A 25456-nucleotide genomic window follows, 5' to 3' on the forward strand; every position below is an offset into this window, starting at 1 on the left:
GAGCTCTCGATGACGATCAGACACTCGACACTTATTAAAAGACACTCGACACTTGTTAAGAGACTGGCTTTTTCGACCTTTTTGCTGACGCTGCCGCTGAATGCGGCATTCGCGCAGGATACCGCGGTCGCCGACCGGCTGAAGGCTGCCCTCGCCGCGCAGGGTGTCGACCTCTCCTGGACCGGAGTAACCGGCGACACCTCCAGCATGATTCTGCAAGGCGTAGCGGTCAAACCGGCGGCCGAAAAGGAGGCGCTCAAGATCGGCGACGTCAAGCTCGAAGGTGTGACCGAAGCCAATGGCGGCTATCAAATCGCGACCGTATCGACGTCGCCGTTCGAACACAGCGAAGATGGCGTCACGCTCAATCTCAGCCCCTTCGTCATCCACGACATGACGGTTCCGGCCGAAGGCGCAACCGGTCCGCTGGGCTCGCTGATGATGTACAAATCGGCCGAGCTCGACAACATGACAGTCAAAGTGGCTGACAAAACTGCTTTCTCGATGGACGGGCTTGCCATCGCAATCACGCCGCCGGCCGACGGCAAGGCCATGGCGTTTTCCGGCACTACGGAAAAATTCGCTGCCGACCTGACCCTGGTCGAAGATCCGAAATCCAAGGAAGTCATCAACGCACTCGGCTACCAGAACATAACAGGCAATCTTGAGATGGAAGGCACCTGGCAGCCTACCGACGGCAGGATGGACTTGTCGAAATACGAAATATCGGTCGGCAATGCCGGCACGCTCGGCATGACCTTCGATCTCGGCGGCTACACGCTGGACGTCATCAAATCACTGCAGGAGATGCAGAAGAAGATGGCAGCGCAGCCCGAAGGCGCGGACAATTCGGCGCAAGGCATGGCCATGCTCGGGCTGCTGCAGCAGCTTTCGTTCAACAGCGCCTCGATCCGCTTCGACGACGATTCGTTGACCAAAAAGGTGCTCGATTATGCCGGCAAGCAGCAAGGCATGTCCGGCAAGGACATCGCCAACCAGGCCAAGGCGATCGTGCCCTTCGGCATGGCGCAGCTCAACAATCCGGAACTGACCGCGCAGGTTTCGGCCGCGGTCAACAAGTTCCTCGACGATCCGCAAAGCATCGAGGTCTCAGCCGAGCCGCCGGCAGCGGTGCCGTTCGCGCTGATCATGGCGGGCGCCATGTCCAACCCGCTCGACCTGCCGAAAACGCTCGGCGTGACGGTTACGGCAAACGAAGACTGACCGAGACAGGCTTCAAGCAAAAAGCCCGGCAGCGATGCCGGGCTTTTTTATGAATCAACAGCACCGGTTCGGAGCGTTTTTTAAACCTCTTTCTTCGTCGCCACCACGCGCAGCGACAATTCGCGAAGCTGCTGCGGGCTGGCTTCCGACGGCGCGCTCATCAACAGGTCGTGGGCCTGCTGGTTCATCGGGAACATAGTCACTTCGCGCAGGTTCCTGGCGCCGACCAGAAGCATGACGACGCGGTCGATGCCGGCCGCCATGCCGCCATGCGGCGGCGCGCCATACTGGAAGGCGCGATAAAGGCCGCCGAAGCGCTCTTCGACCGTCGCGCGGTCCAGCCCGACGGTTTCGAACGCCTTGACCATGGTTTCGGGCAGATGGTTGCGGATGCCGCCGGAGGCGATCTCGAAACCGTTACAGACCATGTCGTACTGGAACGCCTTGATGCCGAGCAGATCCTCGCCGTTAAGCGCATCGATGCCGCCTTGTGGCATCGAGAAAGGATTGTGCGCGAAGTCGATCTTCTTCTCCTCCTCGTTCCATTCGAAGAACGGGAAGTCGACGATCCAGCACAATTCGAAGCGGTCGCGGTCGACAAGATTGAGCTCCTCGCCGGCGCGGCTGCGCGCCGCTCCCGCGAAGGAGACGAACTTCTTCGGATCACCGGCGACGAAGAAGGCGGCATCGCCATCGGCGAGGCCGAGTTGTTGTCGGATCGCCTCGGTGCGCTCCTCGCCGATGTTCTTGGCCAGCGGCCCGGCGCCTTCAAGCTTCTCGCCCTCCTTGCGCCAGAAGATGTAGCCGAGGCCGGGCTGGCCCTCGCCTTGCGCCCATGAGTTCATGCGGTCGCAGAAGGCGCGCGACCCGCCGGTCTTGGCCGGAATGGCCCAGACCTCGGCCTTCGGATCGTTGGCAAGGATGTTGGCAAATACCTTGAAGCCAGAGCCGCGAAAATGATCCGAGACGGCCTGCATCTCGATCGGGTTGCGCAGGTCCGGCTTGTCGGTGCCGTATTTGCGCATGGCGACATCATAGGCAATGCGCGGAAACTTCTCCGTCACCGGCTTGCCGGCGGCAAAGGTCTCGAACACCCCCCGCATCACCGGCTCCATGGTGGTGAACACATCCTCCTGCTCGACGAAGCTCATCTCAACGTCGAGCTGGTAGAATTCACCCGGCAGACGGTCGGCGCGCGGGTCCTCGTCGCGGAAGCACGGCGCAATCTGGAAGTAGCGGTCGAAGCCGGACACCATGATCAGCTGCTTATATATCTGCGGTGCCTGCGGCAGCGCATAGAAAGTGCCGGGGTGGATGCGCGACGGCACCAGAAAGTCGCGCGCCCCTTCCGGCGACGAGGCGGTCAGGATCGGCGTCGAGAATTCGGTGAAGCCGACCTCGCCCATCAGCTTGCGCATCTCGGCGATGATTTTGGTGCGCGCGACGATGTTCTTGTGCAGGGTATCGCGGCGCAGGTCGAGGAAGCGGTATTTGAGGCGGATGTCCTCTGGGTAATCCGGCTCGCCGAAGACCGGCAGGGGCAATTCCCTGGCGGCCGACAGTACCTCGATCTCGCGCGCGAAGACTTCGATCTCGCCGGTTGGCAAATTAGGGTTCACGGTGTCGGCGAGGCGCGCCTTGACCTCGCCGTCGACGCGGACGACCCATTCGCCGCGCAGGGTCTCGGCAATCTTGAAGGCGGGCGAATCCGGATCGGCGACGATCTGGGTCAGGCCGTAATGGTCGCGCAAATCGATGAACAGCAGGCCGCCATGGTCGCGCACGCGATGCACCCAGCCCGACAAGCGAACGGTCGAGCCGACGTCGAGCTTCCTCAATTGGGCACAGGTATGGCTGCGGTAACGATGCATTGTCATTCTTAAAGTCCGGATGTTGGGTTGCGGCCAAGGCATGATGGCCCAGCCTGAAAATTTGCGCGAAAAGCACATGAGAGGGTGCATTTGTCAAGGCAAGCGGCAGCCGGGTCGAGTTCGCGTTCTTCCCGCCCCTTTCCCACCGGCATCAATTTATGCTCGAGGCGTCAATCTGAGTTCGCTGCTCTGTGCCCGCAGTTCAACTATGCACTCACCCCTTCACCCCGCCCGCCGTGAGACCGGAAATGATCTTGCGCTGGAAGATGAGAACGAGGACGACGAGCGGCACGGTGACGATCACCGATGCGGCCATGATGTTGCCCCACGGGATCTCGAACTGCGAGCTGCCGGAGAGCAGCGCGATCGCCACCGGCACGGTTCGCTGCTCGTTGCTGGAGGTAAACGTCAGGGCGAACAGGAACTCGTTCCAAGCACCGATGAAGGCGAGAAGCCCGGTGGTCGCCAGCGCCGGCCACATGAGCGGCAGGAAGACGCGGCTGATGATGATCCAGGGCGTGGCGCCATCGAGGATCGCCGCTTCCTCCAGCTCGATCGGCAGGTCGCGAACGAAGGCGGTGAGCACCCAGACGGTGAACGGCAAGGTGAAGATCATGTAGGACAAGATCAGCGCGAACGGCGAATTGTAGAGGCCGAAGATGCGGATCAGCTCGAAAAGCCCGGCAAGCACCGCCAATTGCGGGAACATCGAAACGGACAGGATAGTGAGGAGCAGAGCCGAGCGGCCGCGGAAGCGGATGCGCGCCAGCGCATAGGCGGCGGTGACGCCGAGGAACAGCGAAATGACGACAACGGCGCTCGAGATGAAAAGCGAGTTCACGAGGTTGCGCAGGAAGGTCCCCTCGGTGAACACGGTCCTGTAGTTGCTGAAGGTAATCGTCTTCGGCCAATAGTCGATCTGGAAGAGCGCCGTCCCCGATTTCAGGCTGGTGATGATGGCGTAGTAGAACGGGAACACCGCGACGACGACGATAACGGCGACGAGGAGGTAGAAAGCCGTGCGCTTGACGATCCACATGGTCAGTAGTCCCCCATGGTCAATAGTCCTTGTCCAGTCTTATCCGGCCGAGCCAAAGAACGAGCATGGTCAGCAGAGCGAGGATAAGGAAGAGAAGCGTCGAGGCGGCGGAACCGGAAGCGAACTTGTCGAACTCAAACAGGCTCTCGCGGGCAAACACCGACATCGACTTGGTGTGTATGTTGTTTGGCGTAAGCACGTAGATCAGATCGAAGATGCGCAGGGCATCGAGACCGCGAAAGATCATGGCCACCATCAACGCCGGTCGGATGAGCGGCAAAGTGATCTTCCAGAAAATTCTCCACGCGCCGACGCCGTCGAGCTTGGCGACCTCGTAGATTTCTTGTGGAAGCATCTGGAGGCCGGCGAGAATGAGAAGCGCCATGAAGGGGGTTGCCTTCCAGATGTCGACAACAAGGACGGCGACCATCGCCGTGTCGGCGCTGGCCGTCCAGGCGATCTTGGTGCTGATCAGGCCGAGCTTGAGCAGGACGTCGTTGATGATGCCGAACTGGTCGTTGAGCATCCACTGCCACATTTTCGCCGAGACGATCGTCGGGATCGCCCAAGGGATGAGGATCGCGGCGCGCACGATACCGCGGCCGCGAAACCTGGCGTTGAGCACCAGCGCGACGATCATGCCGAGCACCGTCTCGCAGGTCACCGAAATCACCGCGAAGCGCACCGTGTTCCAGACGGCGCGCCACCAGACCGGATTGGCGAGCAGCCCGTCATAGACGACGCGGCCGCTCGGCATTTGCACGACGGAGAAATAGTTGGCGAAGCCAACCCAGCGGCGGGCTTCGAGGTCGGCGAGCGAGGCGTCGGTGAAGCCGAAATAGATCGTGCGCATCAACGGCCAACCGGCAACGGCGGCGAGCACGATGAGCATCGGAGCAAGCAGCAGCCATGCCGAGCGCACACGCTGACGCGCCAGCAGCGAGCCTGAGCGCGGCGAGGTCACCAGGCGGTGCCCTTGAGCCTGGTCAAGGAGAACTCCAGATCGGCAAGGTTGTCGGCGGCTGTGCCCTCGCCGGAAATGGTGTTGTGGACGGCGGTCCAGAACTCGCTCGATGCCTCATTGTACCGGCTCTTGGCTTGGGCCGAGGGACGCGGCACCGCGTTGAGGACGACTTCCTTCCAGCGCGGAATCACCGGCTGGGCGCTGGCGATGTCGGCATCGTCATAGAGTGCCTGGATGGTCGGCAGATATGCCCCCTTCAAGGCGCGGTACTTCTGCATCTGAGGCGAGGCGATCCATTTGACCAGCTCGATCGCTGCATCCGGGTTCTTCGAATATTTGGAAACCGCGAGATTCCAGCCGCCAAGCGTTGCTGCCGGGTGCGCGCCCTCACCAGACCCCGGCGGCAGCGTCGTCACCTCGAACTTGCCTTTGATGGGGGAGCTTTCGCTGTTGCCAAGCGCGTAGGCGTAGGGCCAGTTGCGCATGAAGACGGCGTTGCCGGTCTGCCAGACTCCGCGCGACTCTTCTTCCTGGTAGGCCAGAACGCCGGGCGGTGAGATGGTTCCCACCCAGCTCCTCGCCATTTCCAGCGCCGCAGCTGCTTGCGGATTGTTGATGGAGATGGTGCCGTCCGGCTCGATAATCTGGCCGCCGCCGTTCGACTTCACCCATTCGAGTGCATCGCAGGTCAGCCCCTCATAGGCGTTGCCCTGGAAAACGAAACCCCACATGTCCTTGTTGCCGGCCGCGCGCTCCTTATCCATGACAAGCTTGGCGGTATCGGCAAGTTCAGCCCAGCTGGCCGGGACCCTGGCGCCGTATTTGTCGAGGAGATCCTTGCGGTAGTAGAGCGCCGGAGCGTCGGTGAATATCGGCAAGGCGACGAGCTTGCCGTCCACGGTCTGCGATTTGATGATCGATGGGAAATGGGCGCCAACGACATCCTTGGTCGCTTCGGTCAGGTCGATGAACTGCCTTGCAAGCTGGGGGGCCCAGATGATGTCCGTTTGATAGACGTCGACGTCGCTGCTTCCGGCGGCAAGCCAGAGCCGGTATTGGCCAAACTGGTCCGTCGCCGAGGGGGGCAGCGGAACGACGCTAACCTTGTTGCCGGTCTTCTTCTCGTATTGATCGAGGATCTCGCGAAGGATTCTCTGGCCGTTGCCGGTATCTCCTGACACCATGGCGAGGTCGACAGCCCGCGCCGGCCCGGCCGCCAGAACTGCGGCCACGGCAAATGCCGCAAATGCGGAATGAAATTTCATGATGGCGGACCTCCCTTTGGAGCTTCAGGCCGGGCAGCAGAAACGACGTCGATGCTGACACCGTCTCCGCACACCGGCGGCTCACAAGACGCGTATTCGCCCACCAGCACTGAACTACAAAGATACGCCTTGGTTCCCAACACGGAGGGTCCGGCGCCACGCGGTAGCGCAAGTTCTCCCGCGGTAATGCACCTAAAACGTGTCGCGTTCGATCGGCCTCATGCGACGCGCTTTAGGTCCTTGTTTTTATACATGTCGTTATCGCAAAACCGCTGCACTTTTGCGCGACATGCATTAAGGCCCCCGGCTGGCCCCAACGCCACCGGGAATTGCCGCTGGCATTGGCGAAGCCGATGGTTCAAGAAGGATCAACGACAGGCTTTCCTTCATGTCCTCCATCCGCCCGCTGATTCCCCTCCTGATCGCCGCCGGCATCCTGCTCGGCGGCAACGGCCTGCAGAGCACGTTGATTGCGCTGCGTGGTGCGCAGGAAGGTTTTCCCGCTTCCTCGATCGGCCTGATGGGCACGTTCTATTTCGCCGGCTTCCTGCTCGGCTGCCTTGCCGTGACCCGCATCATGAAGTCCGTCGGCCATGTGCGCGCCTTTTCGGCACTCGCGGCGATCGCCTCGGCGGGAACGCTGCTTCTGGTGCTGGTCATCGATCCGGTGATGTGGTGCGCCGTGCGCTTTGCCGGCGGGTTCTGCTTTGCCGGCCTGTTCACCATCATGGAAGCCTGGCTGAATTCCGGCGTCACCAACACCGACCGGGCGCGGGTGCTTGCCATCTACCGGATGGTCGACATCGGCTCGGTGACGGGCGCCCAGTTCCTGATCCCGATCTTCGGCGCCGGCGGCTTTGCCATCTTCGCCATCATGTCGATGATGATCACCGTTTCGCTGGTGCCGGTTTCGCTCGGCGACCGCTCCAATCCGACGCCGCCGGAAGACGTCAAGCTCGATTTGGCGCGCGTCTGGCGGATCTCGCCGCTCGGCTGCTTCGGCTGTATCGCCGTCGGCGTCACAAACAGCGCCTTCCGCACCCTGTCGCCGGTCTATGCCGAGCAGATCGGCATGTCGGTCGCCGACGTCGTCACCTTCGTCAGCGTCGGCATTTTCGGCGGCGCCATCATCCAATACCCGCTTGGCTATCTCTCCGACCGCTGGGACCGGCGCTCGGTGCTGCTGATGACGACGTGCTGTGCGATGGTGGCGGCACTGGCGCTGGCATTCGTGGCAGGCGGCAGCCCGTTTCTCAACTTCCTGCTCGTCTTCATCTTCGGCTGCTTCGCCATGCCGCTCTATTCGTTGTCAGCGGCGCATTCCAACGACCGCGCCGACAAGGGCGAGTTCGTGCTGATCAACGCTGCCTTGATGCTGTTTTATTCCTTCGGCGCCATCGGCGGGCCGTTCGCAGCCTCGACGGTGATGCAATTTTTCGGGCCGAGCGCGCTGTTCGTGTTCAGCGCCACCGTCTATGCGATCTTCGTGGCCGTCATCCTTTACCGGATGCAGGCGCGCTCCGCCGTGCCGGCCACCCATCGCAGCCGTTTTACGGCGCTTTTGCGCACTTCGACGGTTTTTGCCCGGCTGGCGAAGCGGAATGCCGATCCCGATGAACCCGCAAAGCCTGGATAGAGGTGCTTGCGCTTGACGAAAGCGCGCGCGGCTGAAATTGAAAGAGACCCTATCCCTTGCCAAAAGCGATTTGATGCACGTCATCACCACCCAGAAAGAACTCGAGACCGCTATTGCCGCCTTCGAAAAGGCGGAATTCGTCACCGTCGATACCGAATTCATTCGCGAAACGACCTTCTGGCCGATCCTGTGCCTGATCCAGATGGCAGCGCCCGGGGTGACCGCGCTGATCGATCCGCTGTCGCCCGACATCGACCTGAAACCGTTCTTCAGGCTGATGGCCAACGAGGCGATCGTCAAAGTCTTCCATGCGGCGCGGCAGGACATCGAAATCATCGTGCATCTCGGCGATCTGGTGCCGCATCCGGTGTTCGACACCCAGGTCGCGGCAATGGTCTGCGGCTTCGGCGACAGCGTCTCCTACGACCAGCTGGTGCAGCGCATCACCGGAGCGCGGCTCGACAAGTCCTCGCGCTTCACCGACTGGCGCCACCGTCCGCTGTCCGAAAAGCAGCTCGACTACGCGCTCGCCGACGTCACCCACCTGATCGAGGTCTACAAGCATCTCAGCGCCGAGCTGGTGCGGGAAAACCGCGCCCACTGGCTGAACGAGGAGATGGACGTGCTGACCTCGCGCGAGACCTACGATCCGCATCCCGAGGATGCCTGGAAGAGGCTCAAGATGCGGCTGCGCAAGCCGCAGGAACTGGCGATCGTGCAGGCGGTGGCCGCCTGGCGCGAACGCGAAGCGCGCGAGCGCGACGTGCCGCGCGGCCGGGTGCTCAAGGACGATGCGATCTACGAAGTGGCGCAGCAGGCGCCGCGCGACGCTGCGGCGCTGAGCAAGCTGCGTACCACGCCGAAGGGCTGGGAGCGCTCGTCGACGGCGACGGCACTGCTTGGCGCGGTAAACGCTGCCCTTGCCCTGCCCAGGGAAGAGATGCCGAAGCTGCCGAAGAGCTTCCAGCCGCCGGAGGGGTCAAGCGCCGCGGCGGAGTTGCTGAAGGTGCTGCTGCGGATCGTTGCCGAAAAGGAAGGCGTCGCATCGAAGGTACTCGCCTCCAGTGACGACATCGACCGCATCGCTGCCGAGGGCGAGGAAGCCGACGTGCCGGCATTGCAAGGCTGGCGGCGTGCCGTCTTCGGCGAGGCCGCGCTCAAGCTGGTGCGCGGTGAACTCGCCATCAGGTTCGACAAGCGCAAGATCGCTGTGTTCGATTTGTAGCCTTGAGCTTGCTCAGACCAAGCCGAGCAGATGCAGCGCTAGCCATATCCATCCAAGTGCAAGAACCACCGCGCCCAGGTAGAATGCCCTGCTGCGCAGGATCAGCTGATTGCTGGTCAAGTGGACCGATGCGTGAAGATAGCGGGAGACGACAAAGATCCACATCAGTGCCAAGGTCAGATAATTGACGCCATTGGTCACGTGCAGCGTCAAGCATAAGACGTAGAAAAGCACCGGCAGTTCGAACTGGTTGCTCAGATTGTCGGCGACGGTGACACTGGAACCAGGCTCCGTCGAGCGCGTCTTGAACTGGCCGGCCTTGGCTTCGCCCGATCTGACCGCACCATGGCGGCGCCGGCCCATAACGACGTAGACGATATAGACCAGCAGCACCTGCGCCAGCATCGGCCAGAAGATCGCGGTCTGGTTCAAGATGCCCCCTGTCTTTGTCACCCAGCCTTCAAGACCGTTTCTGAGCCATCAGAGTGAAAGCCGCAGTGACGGTCACTGGTATCGCCAGTAGGGCGAATTTGGTGACGATCAGCGCCGAGGCGAAGGATAGCGAATCCGGATTGGCCGACAGAAAATCGGACAAAAGACGAGCCACGGCGATATTCTGGGCATAGTCGGTAAGCAGGTAGGGCAGCACCAGCACAACCGCGAATATCGACTGGGTTTGCGCAGGCAGTGCACGGAAATTCTTCAGCCGCCGGCCCGTGGCCAGGATCAGGCTGACCATCGTCAGCGACAGCAGCGCCGGGAACAGCAGGTCGAAGGTCAGGTAATGCCAGACGAGAATAATTTCGCTGCCGCGCCGGCCGAGGGCTGTTAGCCAGGCCATGCCCTCATCCGGGGTGAAACCGGCATAGCGCATGTCGAGCGACGGCAGACCGCCGCTCAATTGGCGAAAATAGAGGAACTCCATTGCCGTCATGATGATGAAAACCGCCACGGTGGCGACACAGAGTGCGGCCGCGTGGCGCGACAGCCGCAGGATCATTGCCGCCAGATTGCGCCAAGACGCATGACGGTCAGGCTCCGCCAGGATAATTCGGGCTTTCGCGGGTAATCGTGACGTCATGGGCGTGGCTTTCACGAAGTCCGGCATTGGATATCCGCACAAAAGTGGCGCGCTCGCGGAAATCGGCAAGGTCGCGGCCACCGACATAACCCATAGCGGCTTTCAGGCCGCCTGCAAGCTGGTGCAGCACGCCAGACACAGGTCCTTTGTACGGCACCTGCCCTTCGATGCCTTCCGGGACCAGTTTCAGCGTGTCGCGCACCTCGGCCTGGAAATAACGATCGGCGGAGCCGCGCGCCATCGCGCCGACCGAGCCCATGCCGCGATAGGCTTTGAAGGAGCGGCCCTGGTGCAGATAGACCTCGCCCGGGCTCTCGTCCGTGCCGGCCAGCAGCGAGCCGATCATCGCAGCACTTGCGCCGGCGGCCAGTGCCTTGGCGAGATCGCCCGAATATTTGATGCCGCCGTCGGCAATGACCGAAACGCCGGATTTCTGCGCCGTCTCGACCGCCGACATGATCGCCGAGAGCTGCGGCACGCCGACGCCGGCGACGATGCGGGTGGTGCAGATGGAGCCTGGTCCGATGCCGACCTTGACCGCGTCGGCGCCGGCATCGATTAGCGCCAAGGTGCCTTCCGCGGTGGCGACGTTGCCGGCCAGGATGCGAACCGAGTTGGACAGTTTCTTGGCCCGCGTCACCGCATCCAGAACGCGCTGCGAATGACCGTGCGCGGTGTCGATCACGAGAAGGTCGACGCCGGCGTCGATGAGGCGCTCGGCGCGTTCGAAACCGTCATCGCCGACGCTGGTGGCGGCGGCGGCGCGCAAACGCCCCTGCGCATCCTTGGTGGCGTGCGGGTTGAGCTGCGACTTCTCGATGTCCTTGACCGTGATCAGCCCGACGCAATTGCCGTCCCGATCGACCACAACAAGCTTCTCGATGCGGTGCTGATGGAGCAGCCGCTTGGCCTCGTCCTGATCGACGTTCTCCTTGACCGTGATCAGGTTCTCGCGGGTCATCAGCTCATAGACCTTTTGCGCCGGATCGGACGCGAAGCGGACGTCGCGGTTGGTCAGGATGCCGACGAGCCGGCCGACCGTGTGGCCGCCGGTGCCGCCGTTCTCGACCACCGGAATGCCCGAAATGCTGTAGGTGCGCATCAGACCCAGCGCATCGGCAAGCGTCGCCTCGGGACCGATGGTGACAGGGTTGACCACCATGCCGGACTCGAATTTCTTCACCTGCCGCACCTGCTCGGCCTGTTCGGCCGGCGAGAAATTGCGGTGGATGACACCGATGCCGCCGGCCTGGGCCATGGCGATGGCGAGCCGCGCCTCGGTTACCGTGTCCATGGCGGCCGACAGGATCGGCACGTTGAGGTCGATGTCGCCGGCGATGCGGGTGCGGATGTCGGTCTCGCCGGGCATGACCTCGGAATGGCCCGGCTGCAGCAGCACGTCGTCAAAGGTCAGCGCCAATGCGCCGGTGGACGTCTCGATGATTTTTGCCATGGCCAGCCCTCGGAATGCAGGAAAGGCGCTCGCCCTGGATGGACAGCGCCGACTCGTCTTCTTCCCTTTCAGGATTGGCGCTGGCTCGTAACACGTCCCGTGGCCGTTGAAAAGCCGATGGTTGTGTAGTGGCGAAGCTGCATTTTGCCCCAGGGGCTGCGAGACTTGCGGTCGCACAAACGTGACAGCAAATTAATGCGACATCCGGGCCAAGCCATGATAACCGCCCTACCTGTCGGTTTGGCCCCCAGGGCCGGCAAGCAATCGCGACGCACATTTCAAGGCCGGATCCATCGTGAACCGCACCATTCCGCTTATCCTGGCGGTCGCTCTATTCATGGAAAATATGGATTCGACCGTCATTGCGACATCGTTGCCGGCGATCGCCATCGACATCCACACCAGCCCGATCGCGCTCAAGCTGGCGCTGACCGCCTATCTGGTATCGCTGGCGATCTTCATTCCGATCAGCGGCTGGATGGCCGACCGCTTCGGCGCCAAGAATGTCTTCCGTGCCGCGATCGCCGTGTTCATCGTCGGTTCGGTCGCGTGCGCCATGTCCAATTCGCTGCCGGCTTTCGTGGTGTCACGTTTCCTGCAAGGTATTGGCGGCGCCATGATGACGCCGGTCGGACGCCTGGTGCTGGTACGCGCGACGCCGAAAAGCGAGCTCGTCGCCGCCATGTCGTGGCTGACTGTCCCGGCTCTGGTCGGCCCCCTGGTCGGCCCGCCGGTCGGCGGCTTCATCACGACCTATTTTTCCTGGCACTGGATTTTTCTGATCAATGTGCCGATCGGGCTGATCGGCATCTGGCTGGCCACGCGTTTCCTGCCGAAGACCGACGCCGCGCAGACGCCGCCGCTCGATCTCATCGGTTTCGTGCTGAGCGGGCTGGCGGCATCGGGCATCGTGTTCGGCCTGTCAGTGGTCAGCCTGCCGGCTCTGCCGCCCGTTGCCGGCTTTATCACCGTTGCCGTCGGGCTGGCATCGGCGGTGCTTTACCTGCTGCACGCGCGCCGCGCCAAGAACCCGCTGCTGGCGCTCGAGCTGTTTCGCAATCGGGTGTTCCGCTCGTCGGTGCTCGGCGGCGGACTGTTCCGCATCGGCATTGGTGCCGTACCTTTCCTGTTGCCGCTGATGTTCCAGATCGGTTTCGGGCTGACGCCGTTCCAGTCCGGCATGATCACCTTCGTCTCGGCGATCGGCGCCATAGGCATGAAATTCGTCACCGCGCTGATCTTCAGGGTCGCCGGCTTCCGCCGGGTGCTGATTTCAGGCTCGCTCATCGCTGCCGCGTCCATCGCCATCAACGGTCTGTTCACACCCGACACGCCCTACGGGCTGATCCTCGCCATGCTGCTCGCCGGGGGCTTTATCCGCTCGATGTTCTTCACCGGCATCAATGCGCTTGCCTACGCCGAGATTTCGGCCGCCGACACCAGCAAGGCGACGCCGATCACCGCGGTGTTCCAGCAGTTGGCGATCGCGCTCGGTGTGGCGCTGGCCGGCGGCATCCTGGAAGTGTCAACCAAGATCCATGGTGGCCCGCTGACGCTGAGCGACTTCCACACCGCCTTCTTCATCGTAGCGGCGGTGTCGGCGGCAGCCTCGCTGTCGTTCATGCGGCTGGCCCCGGACGCCGGCAATGCCGTGTCTGGACATGGCCGGTTGACGCCGCCGAAGACGCTGGAGCCGGTGAGCCCGCCGGGGAGTTGAGGAGTGGCGCCCTCCACCGCCGGCGGGACGGCACCCCCTCTGGCCTGCCGGCCATCTCCCCCTCAAGGAGGGAGATTGGCAGCTTCGGCACTGCACTCACTCTTCACGGTCGAAGGTTTGCGAAGGCCGCGATGACATCCGATCTTCCCCCTTGAGGGGGAGATGTCCGGCAGGACAGACGGGGGTGCGAAGGATCGCTACAGAGCGACTTTTACGCTGTGCCGTTTCCGCCCTTGAAATCCTTCGCCAGCAAATACAGCTCCACCGATTCGTCGCGTGAGGCCGGCGGCTTGACGTGATGGACCGAGCGGAAATTCCGCTTGAGTCTCGCCAGCAATTCGTTCTCGGCGCCGCCCTGAAACGTCTTGGCCAGGAAATGCCCGCCAGGCTTCAATACCGACAGCGCGAAATCGGCCGCCACCTCGCAAAGATGCATGGTGCGGATGTGGTCGGTCCGCTTGTGGCCGGTGGTCGGTGCGGCCATGTCGGAGAGCACGATGTCGGGCTGGCCGCCCAGCGTCTCGGCCAGCCTCTCCGGCGCCTGCGGATCGAGGAAATCCATCAGCAGCACCGGCGCGCCCGGCACGGCGTCCATCTCGAGATAGTCGATGCCGACGACGTTCGGGTGTTCCGCGGTCGACTTGGTACGCGCGGCGGCGACCTGGCACCAGCCGCCGGGCGCCGCACCAAGGTCTATCACCTTCATGCCAGGCTTGAGCAAATGGTGCTTGTCGTCGATCTCGATCAGCTTGTAGGCGGCGCGCGAGCGATAGCCGTCGGCCTTCGAGCGCTGGACATAGGGATCGTTGATGTGGCGCTGCAACCAGCGGCGCGACGATTCCTTCAAGCCGCTTTTCTTCTTGATCTTTGTCTTCAGCACGCGAATGCCGGCGGAGCTCGGTCTTTCCGGTTTCTTGGTCATTGCTTGATTGCTTGTTTGAGCATGATCTTGTCCGAAAACCGGCAGCCACTTTTCGGGATCATGCTCTGCCTCGCCGCCAGACGCCGTCATCGGCCATCAATTCGCTCAATATGCCCTCGCGCAGGCCGCGGTCGGCGACACGCAGCCGCTCCGACGGCCAGACGGCGCGGATCGCCTCCAATATGGCGCAGCCGGCCAGAACCAGGTCGGCGCGGTCGGCGCCGATGCAAGGGTTGGCGACGCGTTGCTGGAAATCCCAGCCGACCAGTTTTTCGACCATGCGGTCGACGCTGTCGCGATCCATCCACAGCCCGTCGACGCGGCGGCGGTCATAGCGTTCGAGATCGAGATGGACGCCGGCCAGCGTCGTCACCGTGCCCGATGTGCCGAGCAAATGGAATTTCGGGCTGGCCAGGAGGTGGCTCAGCCGGTCGCGCCCGTCGAAGGCGCGCAGCCGCATTGCGACATCCTCGACCATGGCGCCAAAGATCTCGCGTGTCACCGTGCGGCCGCCAAAACGCTCGGCCAGCGAGACGACGCCGACCGGCAGCGACGTCCACGAGACGATATGGTTGGCAAGCCTTGGCGAGCGCTGACCGGTGAGGTCGATCAGCGCGATTTCGGACGAGCCGCCGCCGATGTCGAACAGCACGACGCCTTGCGTGTCGCGCTCGACCAGCGAGCCGCAGCCCGACACCGCCAGCCGCGCCTCGGTCTGGCGGTCGATGATCTCCAGCTTCAGGCCGGCCTCGCGCTCGACGCGCTCGAGGAACTCGACGCCATTGGCGGCGGTGCGGCAGGCCTCGGTGGCGATCAGCCTGGCTTTCCTGACCTTGCGGTTGCGCAATTTGTCACCGCAGATCTTCAGCGCCTCGACCGCGCGGTCCATTGCGGCGTCGCCGAGCCGGCCATTGGCGGTAAGGCCCTCGCCCAGCCTGACGATGCGCGAGAAGGCATCGATGACGCGGAACTGGCCATGGCGCGTCGGCACCGCGACCAGCAGCCGGCAATTGTTGGTGCCGAGATCGAGCGCGGCAAACACCGGCAATTCCTGCAGCGGCGGCGGTGTGCGGGCACCTTGCCCCGGCCTTGGCGGAGCTGAGGGCGGAGGCGCGTAAGCCGCTGGCTGGGGCGGGCGCGCGGCCGGGGCCTCGTTGGCGGCGGGCACCGAAGCGCCGGCCGCCAGCGGACGAGTCTCGTCGCGTGCGAAAACCTTGCGCCCGCGCCGGCGCTTGCGCCGTTTCTTGGGTTTGCCGTTCTGATGCGAGCCGTTCTGGCCCTTGTGGTCGTGGGACGTGTCGCCAGCCTGTCCATTGCCGGACCAGGGTTGCACCTGACGGCCGTAGCGTCCGGTGGATGGATTTGCCTGGCCGGACGGCGTCGGCGAACCCCTGGACACGCCCACTTCCGGCGCGCCAGCGCCGGCTTCGTGGTCTTCCACTGTCGTTCCTTCCGGCGCCGCGCGAACCGGAGACCGGACGCAGCAGGCGCTTTTACATGTTCAAGTTGCCGCCAGACTATCAGCGCCGCGCCGGATCACCAAGAGCGCTCGCGGCGAATTTTGCCGGCGGCGTGAAGGCGGCGACGTCGGTGAGCCCTTGTCCCCTTGGGAGAAGGGAAGGCGCGAGCGCCACAACGCGCCTTCCCGGTTGAATAGCCGGCTTCAATGAGGCATTTCTGACATGGAGGGTAAATCATTCGGCAACGCGGGCGGTTTGCCTGCTGCGAACCGGAAAACGGTACGGGCTGCAACGCATGATCGTCATGCCATGAACTGGAGGCGCTATTTCTGGCCCGTCATCGGCATCGCCGCGGTGGTGTTCTCGCTGTGGCTGCTGCTGCACGAATTGCGCGGCATCTCGCTTGACGATGTCTGGGCCGGCATAATCGCCATCCCGGCGCGCGGCTGGGTGCTGGCGGCGCTGAGCTCGGTCATCGCCTATGCCTCGCTCGCCGGCTACGACCACATCGCGTTGCTGCACATCGGCAAGAAAGTATCGTGGCTGTTCGTCACCTTCTGCTCGTTCACCACCTACGCGCTGTCGCACAATATCGGCGGCTCGGTGTTTTCCGGTGCGGTGATCCGCTACCGCGCCTACGGCACCAGGGGCCTGACCGGGCAGGACGTCGGCATTCTGGTGGCGATCTGCTGGATCACCTTCGTGCTGTCGACGCTGTTCGTCTCAAGCATCGTGCTGCTGCTCGAGCCCGACGTGATCGACCGGTTTTCCGGCACGCCGCATCACCGGCTGTCGCAAGCAGCAGGGCTCGCCATGCTGCTCGTGGTGGCGGCCTACATATTCGGCAGTTGGCTGCATCTGAGACCACTCAGGATCGGCAGCTTTCAGCTGCATTATCCGGCGCTGCCGATCGTGGCGCGGCAATTGCTGGTCGGCCCGATCGAACTGCTGGCGGCGGCGGCGATCATCTTCTTCGCCCTGCCCGCCACCGGCAATCCCGGCTATTTCATCGTGCTCGGCGTTTTCCTGGTGTCGTTCTCGATCGCGCAGATCTCGCATGCGCCGGGCGGGCTGGGCGTGTTCGAGGTGGTGTTTCTCGCGGGCTTGTCACATATGGACCAGGTCGGCGTGCTGGCGGCGCTGCTGGTGTTCCGGCTGTTCTACCTGATCATCCCGCTGCTGATCGCGCTCGGCGTGGTGCTGTTCTTCGAGCACTCGCAATACAGCCGCAGCGAGAGTTGAAGCTTGGCAATCGCGTCAGGCCTGATGACGACCGTGAGAAGATCAATCCTCAATGTAGGCGCCGCCCCTCAACCCCCTGCCGGGACCCTTCTCCCCGTGAAGAACGGGGAGAGGGTGAGGGGCAGCGCAAACGCCGGCAGGAGTGACGATAGGGCAAATCTGAAGCAACCGCGCCGATTGAAATGCCTACGGCAGGGTTGACTATTTTCCGGCGGCGGCTACAAGGCACGCGCGGCGACATCGTCGCCCTGCCCGTGTGGTTTTCAACGGCCGCGCCTGCTGGGGAATAGGTTAACGGTAGACCCACGGACTCTGACTCCGTTAGTCCTGGTTCGAATCCAGGTTCCCCAGCCAAGCAATTTCAATTACTTAGCTACCGAATCCGCTCCTCCGGGAATAACTTCCGTCGAATTACGGTGGTCGAATTACGGTGACAGTGCACGTTTCCCGTGTCGCCCTCTCCAGTATTGCCGCGTCGCCGATGTTACGATTTTGATGCACCCCTTGGGACCGAGATCGGGCAAATCGGCAACGCCGTGAGAACCCGGGAAACGAGCCCGGCGGCGAAAAGAAATTAGTGCACTGTCACCGCAATTCCTAAAACCTCTCCGGCAACCCTTCTACTCCCCGACAATGGACGTCGGCGGGCGTGCCGAGGTTATCGGATCGGCATGACGAAGGACGATCCTCCACGCGCCTTCCTCGCGCCGGAATATGGTGGTGACTCGAAGCGCAATCGGCACCAGTTTGTTGCCACCACCGACCTTGGATTGGAACCGCTCGACCTCGATGATGTATCCCAAGTCGGCTGTCGCATACTCCGAGATGCGCTCAAAGCCGATGGCCTTGCCGTGCCGGTAATTGGTGGCGGCCCGTTCCATGGTCTCAGCGGCCTTTCTCCATCCCTTCGCCGGCGGGCCAAAGGGATTGGCAATAATGACGTCGTCCTGTCGCGAGTAGAGGTTTTTCAAGGGCTCAGGATCGCCCTTTACGAAGGCATCCAGAGCCAGATGATCCTGCTCGATAAATTTCGTCAGGTCGGAGGCTAACATCTTAACATCGCCACATGAAAAAGAGAACTCTATCAAGCGCTTCGTCCGCCCTTGCCGTAGGCGTTCGGGCTGGTGTCCGGAGTATAGATCAGAATTACGGTGAGTGCACTTTTTACCATGTGGCCCCCGCCGCATGGTGCACCTTGCCGGCGTTCTCGGTCTGTCGCATCCCCAGCACCGTACGGGCGTGCCAAAGCGTCTTCACGTCCGAAGACTATGGTTTCACAAGAACTGCTCATCGAGTATTGCCGCGGCGCCGATGTCGCGGTTATCGATGCACCGGTGGGCCGAGAGCGTCGCCGGGCAAATCGGCAAAGCCGTGAGAACCCGGAAAACGAGGCACACGGCGAAAAGAAATTAGTGCACTGTCACCGTAACCAAACGACAAAAGCAAGCGGTCAACGGCTTCTTTGAGGTCTTTGACGGTTCCGTGCACGATTTTCTGAAATTGCACTTGGTTCGAGCCTTGGAGGGCCAAAGCGGCTTCCTCTAAGGCCTCTCGTCAGAAGCTGATGTCCGGGATTCGATGAGCGATTCTTTCATCGGAAGTTCCACGAACACGGGTCTTCGAAGCAGCATGCCCTGCGCGTAGGGTGCCCCCGAACGCGAAGCTCGAGACTCCGGGAAGTTCGAAAGTCGCTCTGCCACAAGCGTTGCCCTCGTCGATCACCTGTCCAAAGGGCCATGCTACCCACCAGTAATCCAAGCATGCCGGAGTACCACCGACATCCGCTACGATGAACGCTCGGCCAGACAGGTTGTACTCCCAGTAAATATCGACGCTTTGCCCGATATCGACCCATGTTGTCGTATAGTCTTCGGCGTGTACCGTACTCGCTAGCACAACAAAGACGACGCAGATTGACAGCCGTTGCATGGCGGTTCACTCGTAGATTCCTAAAAATCAGACGGTGGCCTCGGATGGAAGATAAGTGTTTTATCGTTCACCCGCTCAACTTCGATAAAGCCAAATGGCTCCTTTGACTGCTCTGTCAGTTGGTAAACACGGCCATTAAACATTGTCACTTCTGTGAAATACGATTTAGTATCATCCGAAAGAACTTGCCGTTTATCCACTGTCCAATCCATATCGAATTCTATGGCGACCGCATCTTGTAAAGTTGTCGTCCTCTTTACTATGGGTACCGACAACCTGCAATTTACCCAAGAATCACTTTTACGTCCCCAATTGTCCGTCTTGTGTCCCAAATAGATGCGGAACGTGAAGAGTTTCGGTGTAAGCGACTCACGCAAAACTGAACCGCAACTAGCATGGTCGCCACCTATGTCGACGGCACTAAATCCAGATGGTTTAGCTACAATAGCATCTACATCAAATGCCCATCCTCCTGCATCAAGATCGGGAGGTAGAGGCACTCCTTGATCGTATGTGCTGTCTCTTCCTTTTCCTCCTTTGGCCACTGTGTACGCGTTGGTTTCGGTTGATATGGTATCATGTTGCGGCACAACCTTGATCTTGGCCATCCTTTTCGGCAGGAGCAGAAAAGTCATCTCGCGGTCTATCGACGCTGTTGACCCCCAAGTCGAGGGTTTCCACCAAGTCGAAGTGGACCAGGTGAAATGCCCTTTCATCGTTTGAAGTCTTGATTTGGCTTCATCGAATTGCAGGCCCTCCCGCTTTATGAGGGACAGCAGCTCGTTATCCGTTGCACGGTTCGCCGGCTGCTCAGCATCGCCGACCGTCAGTTTCGATTCTGCGGTGGACACCTTAGGACCCACTATGTGCACCGGTATCTGCTCATCACCAATTGGCAGAAAGACTCTTGGAAAATAGTCCACCACCTCTGGATCTTTATTTGTGAAAGGAAGATCTTTAATGGTTGAACTCCATTGATTTGTGATTTTTTGGATATCTTTTGCAGTTTTTTCTTCGCCTTTCTCCAAACGATCAAGATCAGTACTCATATTATTAAAGAAATTTTTTGTTGTCTCATCGATTCTATCAAATCCCTGATTCAGCAATTCGGAATTCGCCTTTTTCCAGGCTTCGATTATACTCAGTGCTCGGATAGCGGCGTTATTGACAACGTCGTTTGCGTCATCCTTTGCACGATCTAAGATGGACTGCGCCTTATGCTCTATTCCACCGAGAACTGCGTCCGTGATCGGATCGGCTGCTTGTAGTGGAAGAATCGAAATACACGCTGTTGTTAGCAGCGAAACTAAAGTCATGCGACGCATAATTCCCTCCCTTGCACGGTATTTTTCTTTTAGTTTTGTCCCGAATGTGTTTTTTATTGAACTGTGGGTTCAACAACATAGGGGCGAAGGCTTTCGTGTGCCAACGTTATTCAACCAAGTTGCTAAATAATTTTGATGATGCCTCTGATTTTCTGGAGGAATGCCATTTGCGTCCCTCGCCTCATCAATAATGAATGCTCAATCCCCAGTATCTTGCGGACGCTCGCGAGCGCCGCCTCGTTCACCTCGATATACGCGACGATGTACCACTCGCCGTTTTCTTCCCTGGCCATGCCCATCGGCTCGGCGCGCCACTTCAGCGCGCCGTGGTGCGGCATGAAGTAGGTTTCCTGGATGCCGCCGACGGCGCTGAGGCCCTCGTCGAGAGCGTATTCCATCACCGCGCAGCACAGCTGCGTCAGTGTTCCCCTCAGTCCGGCAGTTCGTTTGTCGGGAACGACGAATGTGCGGGTCCATTCGGCCCAATCGGGACGTCTTGGGACGCCCGATTTTTCACACATGTGAGAAAAAACCTCCGAGACCATGTGCGGCTCGCTCGTTGGGATCAATCGAGCCGAAGTCACTACGCGATCGTCTTCAATGCCCAGCAGGTATGTCGCCGCGTCTGTATCGAATTGATCCAGTTCGCGACCATCCGGGCTCGGAGGGCGCCAGCGTTTTTGGTGCACGAAGAAATCGTGCCGGCGGCGCAGAAACTCGTCGAATTCGTTTTCGTAGAGATGCTTGTTATGCGCATTGACTACGTGGGCCGTTATCATGGCGCGATCCCCCGATCGTTTCTCGCAGGGATACTCGCAGTCGCGCTAATATACGTCACCTGTCCGATGGGACAGTTGACGCGTTCAGGGATGGATCAGGCGCCGGCGCACCGCCTCGACGACCGCTTGCGTGGTCGTTGCGACGCCAAAAGCCTCGCGCGCCCGTGTCGAATGCCATTTGACAGTACGCTCGGTCAGGCCGAGAATCTGGGATGTCTCAGACGATGTCTTGCCGGCCGCGGCCCACAAGAGCACCTCTTTTTCCCGGTCGGTCAGCAGACCTTCATGGTCATCATCGTCATTCGCCAAGGCCTGGATCGACATGCCGGCATAGACCGCCATCGTCACCAGTTGCACCTGATGGCGCGGCGACAGGGTGCAGGCCTTCGCGGAAGAGGCGAACGACAGCACGGATTGCCAGTGATGAACGCTGAGCATCGGTACGGCGAAGCCGCTACAGATGCCGAACTCCGTCGCCTCGCCGGCGACGCGTCGTGAGCCCTCCGTATCCGACCACTTTGCCGGGACTTCGGACCACAGGAACGGCTTCAAAGTCTTTGCCGAATAGATGCAGACACCATCAGCCGCGGCATGCTCGGCCTCGACATAGCGTTCGAACCAGCCGGTCGGCCAGCCATTCAGTTCAACCATCGGGGCAAGCTTCTGGCCACCGAGCGGCACGCCGCTCAGGATAAGGTGCTCGAAGCCGAGATTCCGCACGGTTTCGAGAAGGTCGCCCAGAAGCGGCCCGGTAGCTGTGTGCTTCCTGCAGCGTTCGACAAAGTCGAACACATCTGAATCGATCATGCCAGAGACCCCCCGTCTCCACGCCCGAAAACAAAGCTTACCTTAAATTAGCGACTTCGAATACTCCCAATAAGTGTGTCCGCCACGCAGGACGCGTGGACCAAAATCAGCTAGATCAGCCGGATTGTGATCAGCAACACAGGACCAAAAAGCATGACGCCATCATTGCCGAAACGAAACGAGCCGTTCCGGGCCGGCGAAACCGCGCTGCTGCTGGTCGACATGCAGCGGGTCTGGCTGGAGCCGGGTGCTGATCCGGCGCATCCGGAGCGCGGGCCCGATCACTATTTCTACCGGCAGACGGCGTCGCAAACGATCCCCAACCAGGAACGCCTGCTGGCGGCGGCGCGAGCCAACGGCGTCGAGGTGATCCATACAATCATCCAGAGCCTGACCGAGGACGGCCGCGACCGCTCGCTCGACCACAAGCTGACGCCGATCCATATCGCGCCCAGCCTGCCGGAAGGCCTGCCGGTGCCGTCGCTGGCGCCGGTCGGCGACGAAATCATGCTGCCGAAGACATCGTCGGGCGTCTTCAACTCGACCAACATCGACTATGTCTTGAAAAACCTCGGCGTGCGTTATCTGATCGTCGCCGGCATCATGACCGACCAGTGTGTCGACATGGCGGTGCGCGATGCCGCCGATCGCGGCTACCTTGTCACCTGCGTATCGGATGCCTGCGCCGCCGCCTCGCAGGAGCGCCATCACGGTGCGCTCGAGGCTTTCGGTGGCTATTGCTGGGTCACTGATACCGCCACCGTTACGGGCCGTTTCGAAGCCTTGGGAAAAGCTGCATGACATCGACCGTCGAACCGCTGGTTGCCGTCGTCACCACCGATCTGTCGGCGATCACGCGCGGCCGCTCGGTCGTCGAAAGCAAGCTGCAGAAGATCGCCGCGACCGGTGTCGGCTGGCTGCAGGCCAATCTGTCGCTGACGCCGTTCAACTCGATCGTCGATCCCAATCCCTGGGGTTCGTCCGGCGATGTGCGGCTCGTTCCCGATCTCAACGCGCGGTTCCGCACGGCGCTGACCGGATCGGCGACGGCTTTCGACATGGTCGCCGGCAACATCGTCGAACTCGACGGCAGCCCGTGGGTCGGCTGTACGCGGACCATGCTCAAGGATGCGCTGGCGGAGTTGAAGGCGGCGGCCGGGCTTTCCGTCATCGCCGCCTTCGAGCATGAATTCCATATCGAGGGCGACTTCGGGCCGGCCCATTCGATGTCGTTGGCCGCACTGCGCCGCGCCGACCCGTTTGCCGCCAATCTGATGGCGGCGCTGGCGGAAGCCGGCGTCGCGCCCGAAGTGGTGATCGCCGAATTCGGCACCGACCAGTTCGAGGTGACGTGCGCGCCAACCGATGCGCTTGCCGCGGCCGATCGCACCGTCGCCATCCGCGAGATCACGCGCGAAATCGCGCGATGCGCCGGCTGGCGGGCGAGCTTCGCGCCGAAGATCGCGCCGGATGCCGTCGGCAACGGCGTCCATATCCATTTCAGTTTCGTCGACGACGCCGGCCAGCCGGCGACCTACGACCCGGCCCAGCCGGGCGGCCTTTCCAGCCAGGCCGCTTCGTTCTGTGCCGGTGTGCTGCGCCACCTGCCCGCGATCACCGCCATGACGGCGGCGAGTGTGTCGTCCTACTACCGGCTGAAGCCGCATAGCTGGAGTTCGTCCTACACCTGGCTTGCCGATCGCGACCGCGAGGCGAGCCTGCGCATCTGCCCGACGGTGACGATCGGCGGGCGCGATCCGGCGCGGCAATACAATATCGAATACCGGGCAGCCGACGCCACCGGCAATCCCTATTTGTCGCTGGCAGCGATCGTGCGCGCCGGGCTGGAGGGGCTGAAGGCCAAGCTGCCGGCGCCGCCGCTTGTCTCGGGCGACCCGACGCTGATGAGCGGTTCCGAGCGCAAGAAGCTTGGCCTCGTGCGGCTGCCGGAAACGCTGCCTGCGGCACTCGACGCGCTCGTTGCCGACAAGACCGTCACCGGATGGTTCGCGCCGGTGTTCGTCGAGACCTTTGTCGGCCTCAAGCGGCATGAGACCGAGCGCCTCGCCGGTCTCGACCCAGTGGCGGTCTGCGATCTCTACCGGACGCTGTATTGATGGCTGAGCCGGTTGCCAACGCCATCCTACCGGAAGGTTGGCCACCCGCGGTCGACGCAATCAACGAAACGGGGCGTTCCGATATCGTTCTGATATGCGAGCACGCGTCCAATCATATTCCGGCCGAGTATGCGCGGCTCGGTCTCGACAGCCGCCATTTGCAGCGCCATATCGCCTGGGATATCGGCGCCGCCGAAGTGACCCGCGCTCTGTCGAAACTGCTCGATGCTCCGGCTTTCCTCAGCTCCTATTCGCGGCTGTTGATCGATCTCAACCGGCCGCTTGGTTCCAGCGGCAGCATTCCGGCGCTATCGGAGGACACCGGCATCCCCGGCAATGTCGGCCTCGATCCGGAGGAGCGAAGCCGGCGTGCCGAAATCATGTTCGCGCCGTTTCATGACCGCGTGGCCGCCCATCTCGACGACCGGGCGAAGCAGGGCAGACCGACGCGGATCGCGACGGTCCACTCCTTCACGCCGGTCTTCCTCGGCATTGCGCGGCCCTGGCACGCCGGCGTGCTTTACGACCGGGCAGTCGATTTCGGCCAGGCAGTGCTTGCCGGCCTGCGCGCCGACGGTGCGCTCAACGCCGCGGCAAACGAGCCTTATGCGATCAGCCGCGACGGCGACTACGCCATACCGGTCCATGGCGACGATCGCGGCATTCAGGCCGTCCTCATCGAGATCAGGCAGGACCTGCTGGCGGGCCGCTCCGGCATCGAAGAATGGGCGAAGCGGCTGGCCGCAGCGTTACCGGCGCAGACACAGGGTTTGTGAACAAGCTCGGCTGCTCGAGCGCAACGCGAGAGCCGAGCCGTCGATGAAAAGCCTCCACCCGTCCTCAGGAGAAGATTTCCGCCAAGTCTTCGACGCTGGTGCCTTCCTTGACTTGTCGCAATTCGACATAGCTGACCGCTGCGGCGATCGACAATACGACTTGCTCGACTGCGCCCCGCAAGGCGTCCAGGAAGAACCCGAGCGTAATGCCTAGGGAAGGTAGGACGCGGTCCGACGCAAAATTGATTGCGACCGAAGCCACGAATAGGGGAAACCAGAGACCGAGCAGACGCCAGCGGCTCCCCTTGGAAAGGTCGCGGCTGCGGCCCAAACTCGCGAATACTCCCAAACGTTCCTGTATCAGAACCGGTATCGCTACAACCCAGAGAACCAACCACAACAATCCCGGAACGATGAGCAGCACGAGGCCGACTGTGAAGCCGATGTTGACAATCAGCGAAATGCCGATTGCCGGCAGCAGCAGCGCCAAGGCTGTCCCCATACAATCTCGCATCGACGGCCGCTTGCCGCTCAAATCCTCGATCGCAGCGCGCGTCAGCACCGCCTCCAGGAAAGCCATAAGGACCACATAGCCGATCGCGCCAATGACCGTGAGCACGAGCC

Annotated in this window: 22 protein-coding genes and 1 tRNA gene; 9 read left to right on the forward strand and 14 right to left on the reverse strand. The window is 61.6% G+C overall.

Annotated elements, in window-relative coordinates:
- The first annotated feature begins 9 nt into the window (after window positions 1–9).
- A complete protein-coding gene (locus tag NKH49_RS11515; protein ID WP_352926117.1) occupies window positions 10–1224 on the forward strand; it encodes an aq_1923 C-terminal domain in 1215 nt (404 codons plus the stop codon).
- A gap of 80 nt (window positions 1225–1304) precedes the next feature.
- On the opposite strand, the gene aspS is transcribed toward NKH49_RS11515, so the two are convergent.
- The 4 genes from aspS to NKH49_RS11535 form a co-directional block, all read right to left on the reverse strand.
- The gene (gene aspS, locus NKH49_RS11520) at window positions 1305–3095 is read right to left on the reverse strand and encodes an aspartate--tRNA ligase (protein ID WP_352926237.1); all 1791 of its coding nucleotides are present in this window, start codon (window positions 3093–3095) and stop codon (window positions 1305–1307) included.
- Between the two features lie 214 nt (window positions 3096–3309).
- Entirely contained in the window at window positions 3310–4134 is an 825-nt protein-coding gene (locus tag NKH49_RS11525; protein ID WP_352472041.1) for a carbohydrate ABC transporter permease, read from the reverse strand.
- A gap of 19 nt (window positions 4135–4153) precedes the next feature.
- Window positions 4154–5026, reverse strand: coding sequence for a carbohydrate ABC transporter permease (locus NKH49_RS11530; RefSeq protein WP_352926238.1), 873 nt, complete (start codon window positions 5024–5026; stop codon window positions 4154–4156).
- A 68-nt stretch (window positions 5027–5094) separates the two neighbouring features.
- On the reverse strand, window positions 5095–6363 hold the full coding sequence (locus NKH49_RS11535) for an ABC transporter substrate-binding protein (RefSeq protein ID WP_352926119.1): 1269 nt from the start codon (window positions 6361–6363) through the stop codon (window positions 5095–5097).
- Window positions 6364–6751: 388 nt separating this feature from the next.
- On the opposite strand from NKH49_RS11535, the gene NKH49_RS11540 reads away from it, so the two are divergent.
- Both NKH49_RS11540 and rnd read left to right on the forward strand, forming a co-directional pair.
- Window positions 6752–7999: an MFS transporter gene (locus NKH49_RS11540; RefSeq protein ID WP_023674455.1), complete on the forward strand. Its 1248-nt coding sequence runs from the start codon at window positions 6752–6754 to the stop codon at window positions 7997–7999.
- Between the two features lie 73 nt (window positions 8000–8072).
- The gene (gene rnd, locus NKH49_RS11545; RefSeq protein ID WP_023674454.1) at window positions 8073–9224 is read left to right on the forward strand and encodes a ribonuclease D; all 1152 of its coding nucleotides are present in this window, start codon (window positions 8073–8075) and stop codon (window positions 9222–9224) included.
- Window positions 9225–9236: 12 nt separating this feature from the next.
- Here rnd and NKH49_RS11550 read toward each other — a convergent pair whose 3' ends face one another.
- From NKH49_RS11550 to guaB, 3 genes are read right to left on the reverse strand one after another with little or no spacing between them, the layout of a single operon-like run.
- A complete protein-coding gene (locus NKH49_RS11550; RefSeq protein ID WP_352472046.1) occupies window positions 9237–9656 on the reverse strand; it encodes an MAPEG family protein in 420 nt (139 codons plus the stop codon).
- A gap of 28 nt (window positions 9657–9684) precedes the next feature.
- The gene (locus NKH49_RS11555) at window positions 9685–10224 is read right to left on the reverse strand and encodes a hypothetical protein (RefSeq protein WP_352542392.1); all 540 of its coding nucleotides are present in this window, start codon (window positions 10222–10224) and stop codon (window positions 9685–9687) included.
- A 31-nt stretch (window positions 10225–10255) separates the two neighbouring features.
- Window positions 10256–11758, reverse strand: coding sequence for an IMP dehydrogenase (guaB, locus tag NKH49_RS11560; RefSeq protein WP_352458563.1), 1503 nt, complete (start codon window positions 11756–11758; stop codon window positions 10256–10258).
- A 295-nt stretch (window positions 11759–12053) separates the two neighbouring features.
- Between guaB and NKH49_RS11565 the strand changes: the two genes are divergently transcribed.
- The gene (locus NKH49_RS11565) at window positions 12054–13475 is read left to right on the forward strand and encodes an MFS transporter (protein WP_352926121.1); all 1422 of its coding nucleotides are present in this window, start codon (window positions 12054–12056) and stop codon (window positions 13473–13475) included.
- 211 nt (window positions 13476–13686) lie between these two features.
- On the opposite strand, the gene NKH49_RS11570 is transcribed toward NKH49_RS11565, so the two are convergent.
- Complete coding sequence (locus NKH49_RS11570) at window positions 13687–14397, reverse strand: RlmE family RNA methyltransferase (RefSeq protein ID WP_352926123.1); 711 nt, start codon at window positions 14395–14397, stop codon at window positions 13687–13689.
- A 58-nt stretch (window positions 14398–14455) separates the two neighbouring features.
- Window positions 14456–15838: a Ppx/GppA phosphatase family protein gene (locus NKH49_RS11575; protein WP_352926125.1), complete on the reverse strand. Its 1383-nt coding sequence runs from the start codon at window positions 15836–15838 to the stop codon at window positions 14456–14458.
- Between the two features lie 328 nt (window positions 15839–16166).
- On the opposite strand from NKH49_RS11575, the gene NKH49_RS11580 reads away from it, so the two are divergent.
- Window positions 16167–17099: a lysylphosphatidylglycerol synthase domain-containing protein gene (locus NKH49_RS11580; RefSeq protein ID WP_352501488.1), complete on the forward strand. Its 933-nt coding sequence runs from the start codon at window positions 16167–16169 to the stop codon at window positions 17097–17099.
- A 280-nt stretch (window positions 17100–17379) separates the two neighbouring features.
- A tRNA-Gln gene (locus NKH49_RS11585) sits at window positions 17380–17453 on the forward strand.
- A gap of 266 nt (window positions 17454–17719) precedes the next feature.
- On the opposite strand, the gene NKH49_RS11590 is transcribed toward NKH49_RS11585, so the two are convergent.
- The 4 genes from NKH49_RS11590 to NKH49_RS11605 all read right to left on the reverse strand — a co-directional run bounded on the left by NKH49_RS11590 (window position 17720) and on the right by NKH49_RS11605 (window position 21939).
- A complete protein-coding gene (locus NKH49_RS11590; RefSeq protein WP_023674442.1) occupies window positions 17720–18151 on the reverse strand; it encodes a YybH family protein in 432 nt (143 codons plus the stop codon).
- 897 nt (window positions 18152–19048) lie between these two features.
- Window positions 19049–20353: a hypothetical protein gene (locus tag NKH49_RS11595; RefSeq protein ID WP_352926127.1), complete on the reverse strand. Its 1305-nt coding sequence runs from the start codon at window positions 20351–20353 to the stop codon at window positions 19049–19051.
- A 122-nt stretch (window positions 20354–20475) separates the two neighbouring features.
- Window positions 20476–21132, reverse strand: coding sequence for an acyl-homoserine-lactone synthase (locus NKH49_RS11600; RefSeq protein ID WP_352926129.1), 657 nt, complete (start codon window positions 21130–21132; stop codon window positions 20476–20478).
- 84 nt (window positions 21133–21216) lie between these two features.
- Window positions 21217–21939 (reverse strand): helix-turn-helix transcriptional regulator, encoded by a 723-nt coding sequence (locus NKH49_RS11605; RefSeq protein WP_352926131.1) that lies wholly within the window; start codon window positions 21937–21939, stop codon window positions 21217–21219.
- A 153-nt stretch (window positions 21940–22092) separates the two neighbouring features.
- Here NKH49_RS11605 and NKH49_RS11610 point away from each other — a divergent pair, with 153 nt between their 5' ends.
- Genes NKH49_RS11610 through NKH49_RS11620 form a run of 3 tightly spaced genes read left to right on the forward strand, consistent with a single transcriptional unit; the run spans window position 22093 to window position 24832 of the window.
- On the forward strand, window positions 22093–22740 hold the full coding sequence (locus NKH49_RS11610; RefSeq protein ID WP_352926132.1) for a cysteine hydrolase family protein: 648 nt from the start codon (window positions 22093–22095) through the stop codon (window positions 22738–22740).
- The gene (locus NKH49_RS11615; RefSeq protein WP_352926134.1) at window positions 22737–24056 is read left to right on the forward strand and encodes a glutamine synthetase family protein; all 1320 of its coding nucleotides are present in this window, start codon (window positions 22737–22739) and stop codon (window positions 24054–24056) included. Before NKH49_RS11610 ends, NKH49_RS11615 begins: the two co-directional genes overlap by 4 nt.
- The gene (locus NKH49_RS11620) at window positions 24056–24832 is read left to right on the forward strand and encodes an N-formylglutamate amidohydrolase (protein WP_352770131.1); all 777 of its coding nucleotides are present in this window, start codon (window positions 24056–24058) and stop codon (window positions 24830–24832) included. Before NKH49_RS11615 ends, NKH49_RS11620 begins: the two co-directional genes overlap by 1 nt.
- A 64-nt stretch (window positions 24833–24896) precedes the next feature.
- Here the strand turns inward: NKH49_RS11620 and NKH49_RS11625 are convergent, their stop codons facing one another.
- The gene (locus NKH49_RS11625) at window positions 24897–25451 is read right to left on the reverse strand and encodes a hypothetical protein (RefSeq protein WP_352926136.1); all 555 of its coding nucleotides are present in this window, start codon (window positions 25449–25451) and stop codon (window positions 24897–24899) included.
- Window positions 25452–25456 lie beyond the last annotated feature (5 nt).

The sequence above is a fragment of the Mesorhizobium sp. M1088 genome, assembly GCF_040318575.1.
Classification (GTDB): Bacteria; Pseudomonadota; Alphaproteobacteria; order Rhizobiales; family Rhizobiaceae; genus Mesorhizobium.

Coding starts and splice junctions, on each gene's coding strand:
- NKH49_RS11515 (WP_352926117.1), top strand. CDS start 10: ATGACGATCAGACACTCGACACTTATTAAAAGACACTCGACACTTGTT.
- aspS (WP_352926237.1), bottom strand. CDS start 3,095: ATGCATCGTTACCGCAGCCATACCTGTGCCCAATTGAGGAAGCTCGAC.
- NKH49_RS11525 (WP_352472041.1), bottom strand. CDS start 4,134: ATGTGGATCGTCAAGCGCACGGCTTTCTACCTCCTCGTCGCCGTTATC.
- NKH49_RS11530 (WP_352926238.1), bottom strand. CDS start 5,026: ATGCTCATCGTGCTCGCCGCCGTTGCCGGTTGGCCGTTGATGCGCACG.
- NKH49_RS11535 (WP_352926119.1), bottom strand. CDS start 6,363: ATGAAATTTCATTCCGCATTTGCGGCATTTGCCGTGGCCGCAGTTCTG.
- NKH49_RS11540 (WP_023674455.1), top strand. CDS start 6,752: ATGTCCTCCATCCGCCCGCTGATTCCCCTCCTGATCGCCGCCGGCATC.
- rnd (WP_023674454.1), top strand. CDS start 8,073: ATGCACGTCATCACCACCCAGAAAGAACTCGAGACCGCTATTGCCGCC.
- NKH49_RS11555 (WP_352542392.1), bottom strand. CDS start 10,224: ATGATCCTGCGGCTGTCGCGCCACGCGGCCGCACTCTGTGTCGCCACC.
- guaB (WP_352458563.1), bottom strand. CDS start 11,758: ATGGCAAAAATCATCGAGACGTCCACCGGCGCATTGGCGCTGACCTTT.
- NKH49_RS11570 (WP_352926123.1), bottom strand. CDS start 14,397: ATGACCAAGAAACCGGAAAGACCGAGCTCCGCCGGCATTCGCGTGCTG.
- NKH49_RS11580 (WP_352501488.1), top strand. CDS start 16,167: ATGAACTGGAGGCGCTATTTCTGGCCCGTCATCGGCATCGCCGCGGTG.
- NKH49_RS11590 (WP_023674442.1), bottom strand. CDS start 18,151: ATGTTAGCCTCCGACCTGACGAAATTTATCGAGCAGGATCATCTGGCT.
- NKH49_RS11595 (WP_352926127.1), bottom strand. CDS start 20,353: ATGCGTCGCATGACTTTAGTTTCGCTGCTAACAACAGCGTGTATTTCG.
- NKH49_RS11600 (WP_352926129.1), bottom strand. CDS start 21,132: ATGATAACGGCCCACGTAGTCAATGCGCATAACAAGCATCTCTACGAA.
- NKH49_RS11605 (WP_352926131.1), bottom strand. CDS start 21,939: ATGATCGATTCAGATGTGTTCGACTTTGTCGAACGCTGCAGGAAGCAC.
- NKH49_RS11610 (WP_352926132.1), top strand. CDS start 22,093: ATGACGCCATCATTGCCGAAACGAAACGAGCCGTTCCGGGCCGGCGAA.
- NKH49_RS11615 (WP_352926134.1), top strand. CDS start 22,737: ATGACATCGACCGTCGAACCGCTGGTTGCCGTCGTCACCACCGATCTG.
- NKH49_RS11620 (WP_352770131.1), top strand. CDS start 24,056: ATGGCTGAGCCGGTTGCCAACGCCATCCTACCGGAAGGTTGGCCACCC.